Annotated in this window: 5 protein-coding genes; all 5 read left to right on the forward strand. The window is 64.1% G+C overall.

Annotation, left to right across the window (positions count from 1 at the left end; genetic code table 11):
- Nucleotides 1–546 (forward strand): rod shape-determining protein (locus tag SPHV1_RS01845; RefSeq protein WP_197277609.1); only part of this gene is annotated, 546 nt, incomplete at its 5' end.
- Between the two features lie 64 nt (nucleotides 547–610).
- Nucleotides 611–1,498 carry a rod shape-determining protein MreC gene (gene mreC / locus SPHV1_RS01850; protein WP_054944412.1) on the forward strand — a complete coding sequence of 296 codons (888 nt, stop codon included), beginning with the start codon at nucleotides 611–613 and terminating at the stop codon, nucleotides 1,496–1,498.
- Complete coding sequence (locus SPHV1_RS01855; protein ID WP_054944415.1) at nucleotides 1,498–2,040, forward strand: hypothetical protein; 543 nt, start codon at nucleotides 1,498–1,500, stop codon at nucleotides 2,038–2,040. Before mreC ends, SPHV1_RS01855 begins: the two co-directional genes overlap by 1 nt.
- Nucleotides 2,037–4,148: a penicillin-binding protein 2 gene (mrdA, locus tag SPHV1_RS01860; RefSeq protein ID WP_054944413.1), complete on the forward strand. Its 2,112-nt coding sequence runs from the start codon at nucleotides 2,037–2,039 to the stop codon at nucleotides 4,146–4,148. Before SPHV1_RS01855 ends, mrdA begins: the two co-directional genes overlap by 4 nt.
- Nucleotides 4,145–5,257: a rod shape-determining protein RodA gene (rodA, locus tag SPHV1_RS01865; protein ID WP_054944414.1), complete on the forward strand. Its 1,113-nt coding sequence runs from the start codon at nucleotides 4,145–4,147 to the stop codon at nucleotides 5,255–5,257. Before mrdA ends, rodA begins: the two co-directional genes overlap by 4 nt.
- Nucleotides 5,258–5,405: the final 148 nt, after the last annotated feature.

Consider the following 5,405-nt stretch of genomic DNA (forward strand, 5'->3'; position numbering starts at 1 on the left):
GGCGGCGGCACCACCGAGGTCGCCGTCCTCTCGCTGCGCGGCCTTGCCTACACCACCTCGGTGCGCGTCGGCGGCGACAAGATGGACGAATCGATCGTCTCCTATGTGCGCCGTCACCATAACCTGCTGATCGGCGACGCCACGGCAGAGCGCATCAAGAAGGATTACGGCATCGCCATCACGCCCGAAGACGGCATCGGCGAGACGATCCACATCAAGGGCCGCGACCTCGTCAACGGCGTGCCCAAGGAAATCACGATCAGCCAGGCCAACGTGGCCGAAGCGCTGGCCGAACCGATCGGTGCGATCATCGAGGGCGTGCGCATCGCCCTTGAGAACACCGCCCCCGAACTGGCAGCCGACATCGTCGACCAGGGCATTGTCCTGACCGGCGGCGGCGCACTTATCCAGGGGCTCGACGACTACCTTCGCGAGGAAACCGGCCTGCCTGTCAGCGTCGCCGAGGATCCGCTGTCCTGCGTCGCACTCGGCACCGGCCGCGCGATGGAAGACCCGATCTACCGCGGCGTACTGATGTCCGCCTGATCTGCCGCAAGCGGGCGGCCCCGACGCGAATTGCGGGGCCGTTCGATGAAGGAGTGCAAGGCGCATGGCGCCGCCAGCAAACCGGCGCTCCGGCTTTTCCCGCAGAGCGCAATATTCGACGTTCCTCAGCTACATCGCCGGCGCGATCGGTGCCGTCGTGGGATTGGGACTTGTCGTCATCTCCATCGCCAATCCCGGCGCGTTCTCCGGCCTGCGCGGCGCGGCTGCCGATGTCACCGAACCGGCGGCCAAGGCAACGGCTGCGGGACGCACGGTCTCGAAGACCGTCGTCAACGACATAGCCGGCTTCTTCAAGTTCGGCAGTGAGCACGCGCGCCTTGAACGCGAATTGGCCGAAGCCAAGGTGCGCCTTGTCGAAGCCGATGCGATCCGCGCCGAGAACAAGCGCCTCAAGCAGCTCCTCGACCTCACGCGATCGGACGAGGGCGCCATCGCCACCGCGCGCCTGACCAGTTCGACGAGCGGCAGCACACGGCGCTACGCCACGCTCGATGCCGGACGCGACAAGGGCCTGACGAAGGGCATGCCGATCCGTTCGAAGCTGGGCCTCGTCGGGCGCATCCTCGAAGTCGGCGCTTCGACCTCGCGGGTCCTGCTCATCACCGATACCGAGAGCCTCGTGCCCGTCCGCCGCTCGACCGATGGCGTTCCTGCTTTCGCGCAGGGCAACGGCGACGGCACCTTGCGCATCCGCCTGATCAACCTGGGCATCAACCCGCTCAAGAAGGGCGACGTCATGGTCACCTCGGGCTCCGGCGGGCTCTACCGCCCGGGAACGCCGATGGCGATCCTGACCGAGATCGTACGCGATGGCGCGGTAGCGCGCGTGCTGAGCAATCCGTCCGACACCGACTATGTCATGATCGAGAAGGTCTGGACGCCCAAGCCGCCGCCGCCGGCCCACGAAAACAGCGAGACGTTCGCCGAATGATGGGACCGCGACGCAGCGCTGCGACCGGTCCGCGAATCAATCGCGCTCCTTCGCCCCTGGTGGCGCTGACCCTGCCCTGGATCTCGATCATGCTGGCATCGCTGGTGCCGGGCTGGCTGATGATCGCCTCCGCGCCGGTGCTGCCGCCGCTCGGCTTCCTGTTCTTCATTTCCTGGCAGCAGTTGCGACCCGGCCTTCTGCCGATCTGGGCCGGCCTGCCGCTCGGCCTGTTCGACGACCTGTTCTCCGGACAGCCATTCGGCTCCGCCGTGCTGCTCTGGTCGCTTTCGGCCATCGTCCTCGAAGTGATCGAGACCCGTCTGCCCTGGCGCAATTTTGTGACCGAGTGGCTGGTGGCGATCGGGCTCATCGTCGCCTATATCGTCCTCAGCCTCGGCCTCGTGAATATCGCCGGCGCCGCTGCCCCGCTCCATGTTATTGTGCCGCAGATCGTGATTTCAGTGCTCTCATACCCGCTCGTCGGACTTATCGTTGCGAAGATCGACCGGATCCGGCTCACGCCGTTGATGGTCCTGAAATGAAGTTCAACTTCAAATTCAACTTCAAGCGCCATGTCAGCATGGCCACCTTGCGCAACAGCTTCGACCGCCGCACCGTCGTGCTCGGTTCCGTGCAGGGCGGCATCGGCGTTCTGCTGGCTGCACGGATGAGCTACCTCGCGGTGGCGCAGAACGAGAAGTATAAGCTCGATGCAGAAAGCAATCGCGTCAACCTGTCGCTGATCCCGCCGCGCCGTGGCTGGATTCTCGATCGCCGCGGTACGCCGCTGGCTTCGAACCGAGCGGACTTTCGTGTCGACGTCATTCCCGAACGCATGCAGGACAGCGCGCGCACCATCGCGCAGTTGGGCAAGCTGCTCGAACTGTCGCCTGTCGACATGCAGGACCTTGAGGACAAGCTCGACAAGGCCCGCGGCTTCGCGCCGGTCGAAGTGGCCTCGAACCTGGACTGGGAACGTTTTGCCGCCGTCAGCGTCCGCTTGCCCGACCTGCCCGGCGTCGTCACCCAGCGGGGCTATTCGCGCGACTATCCGACCGGGCCTTCGGTAGGCCACCTGATCGGCTACGTCGGCGCAGCATCGGCCGAAGAGTACGAGAAGGATCACGATCCCATCCTGATCACGCCGGGCTACAAGGTCGGCAAGGACGGACTGGAAAAGATCTTCGAGCACGAACTGCGCGGCAAGCCCGGTGCCCGCCGCGTTGAGGTGACCGCCTCCGGCCGCATCGTGCGCGATCTCGACACGCGCGAAGACGTTCCCGGCAAGACTATCAAGCTGACCATCGACAGCGGGCTGCAGGACTATGCGGCGCGGCGCATAGGCGTCGAATCCGGCGCTGTCGTGGTGATGGACTGCCATTCGGGCGACGTGCTCGCGATGGCCTCGATGCCCAGCTTCGATCCCAACAGCTTCTCGGACGGCATCGGCCGCCTCGAATGGAAGATGCTGGCGGACGACGATCACGTGCCGCTGCGCAACAAGGTGCTGCGCGGTCTTTACCCACCGGGTTCGACGGTCAAGCCGATGGTGGCGCTCTCCTTCATGGAAGCCGGGCTCGACCCCGACGAAAGCGTCTTCTGCGGCGGCGGCCTCAGGGTGGGCAATCGCGTGTTCCACTGCTGGAACCGGCGCGGCCATGGCCAGGTCAACATGGCCAAAGGCATCTACCAGAGCTGCGACGTCTATTTCTATCACTTCGCCCAGCGCATCGGCATGGATCCGATTGCGGCGATGGCGCGCAGGCTGGGCCTGGGGCAGGAATTCAACCTGCCGGTGGTCGGCCAGTCCTACGGCACCGTGCCGGACCCGGCCTGGAAACTGAGGAAGTATGGCAAGGAGTGGCAAACCTTCGATACGGTCAATGCCACGATCGGTCAGGGCTATTTCCTCGTGAATCCGTTACAGCAGGCGGTGATGGCCTCGCGCATTGCCAGCGGCAAGGTACTGATGCCGCGCCTGCTCTACGGCCACGAGAACGATCCCGTCGCATCACTTGGCATTCCGCAGGATCATCTCGACTACGTGCACCAGGCCATGTCGGATGTCGTCAACGGTCCGGGCACCGCGCACCGCGCCGCCCTCCCCTTTGACGACATCAAGCTCGCCGGCAAGACTGGCACGGCACAGGTCGTCGGTCTTCACATCAGTAGCGGCAAGACCGGTCCGTGGAAGTACCGAGACCACGGACATTTCATCTGTTACGCTCCTTTCGACAAGCCCCGCTATGCCTGCGCGGTGATTATCGAGCACGGTGGTGGTTCGAGTGCGGCTTATCCCATCGCGCGCGACGTCATGACCTACCTGTGGGACCCCGAACTCGCCCTCGAGAAGCTGCACGAGTTCGAAAAGGGTTGGGGGGGGACTGCCAAAGAGCGCCTCGATGCGCGCTACCAGTCCTACGTATCCCAGTATGGCGTATCCGCCCCGAAGGTGTCGGCCGAAGAAGAGAGTCGCAAGGTGCGCGAGTCCGAAGAAGACCAGACTGCGAACCAGCCCATAGTCCGCGATGCCCAATCGCCGCGTCCTGAACCGGTCGCGACCGGCAGCGCAGAGGCTGGCGCCGCCGAGAACCCGAACCCGCGCGCGAATTCCGGTGACCGCACGACCACGAACGGGGGAACGCAATGAACCGTTCCGTCGTACCGGACGCAGTCGCGCGCCAGCCCTGGCAAATGCTCATCCCGCTCTTCGCCCTGGTGTCTCTGGGCGGGGCGGTGCTCTATTCGGCGGCCGGCGGGCACCTGCAGCCCTATGCTCTGAGCCACGTGATCCGGTTCCTCGTATTCCTGGTCATGGCGATCGTGATATCGCGCTTCAGCCGCAACCTGTTCCGGCAGGCGGCCTATCCCATCTACGGCGGAATCGTCGTCCTGCTCGTGCTGGTGGAATCAATCGGGGCGATGGGCGGCGGCAGCCAGCGCTGGCTGAACCTTGGATTCATGACGCTGCAGCCTTCCGAGCTGATGAAGCCCGCGATCGTGCTGGTCCTCGCAAAGTTCTACGAATCGCTACCCGCCTCGATGATCGGAAGCTGGCGCGGCCTCGTGCCTGCGGGGGTGCTGATCGGCATTCCCGCCTTTCTCGTTATCCTCCAGCCCGACCTTGGCACCGCGCTGGCGATCTGCTTCGGCGGCGCGATTATCATGTTCCTTGCCGGTCTGCCCTTGTGGTGGTTCGTGAGCGCGGGTGTGGGCGCCCTGATCGCCATTCCGATCGCGTTCTTCACGCTACTGCACGGCTACCAGCGCAACCGCGTTCTTACCTTCCTCAATCCCGAGGAAGATCCGCTGGGCACAGGATATCACATCACCCAGTCGAAAATCGCCATCGGTTCGGGCGGCATCTTCGGCAAGGGTTTCGGCAATGGTTCGCAAAGCCACCTGCAATACCTGCCCGAGCCGCACACCGACTTCGTCTTCGCCACCATGGCCGAGGAATGGGGAATGATCGGCGGATTCTTCGTGATCGCCGTTTTCGGCATCGTGCTGTTCTGGGGCCTGTCGGTCGCCCGCAAGTCGCCCGACCGCTTTTCCAGCCTGCTCGCGGCGGGCATGACGGCTACCGTGTTCTTCTACGTCGCGATCAACCTGATGATGGTGATGGGGCTCGCCCCGGTCGTCGGCATTCCGCTGCCATTCATGAGCCACGGCGGCACATCGATGCTGACGAACATGATCTGCATCGGCTCGATAATGGCGGTAAACCGCTGGAATCAGAAGCCGGGATCTTTCTCCTGAAATTGTTGAAAGTTTCCTCTTCTCATCCGCGAAACAGACGTTATACGGGCCGCTCCGCCGCCGAATCGGCGGGGCCGCAAGGCCCTCAAGGCAGGTAGCGTGGACGCATAGCTCAGTTGGTAGAGCAGCTGACTCTTAATCAGCGGGT

Origin of the sequence: Novosphingobium sp. KN65.2 (assembly GCF_001368935.1) — a bacterium.
GTDB lineage: Bacteria > Pseudomonadota > Alphaproteobacteria > Sphingomonadales > Sphingomonadaceae > Novosphingobium > Novosphingobium mathurense.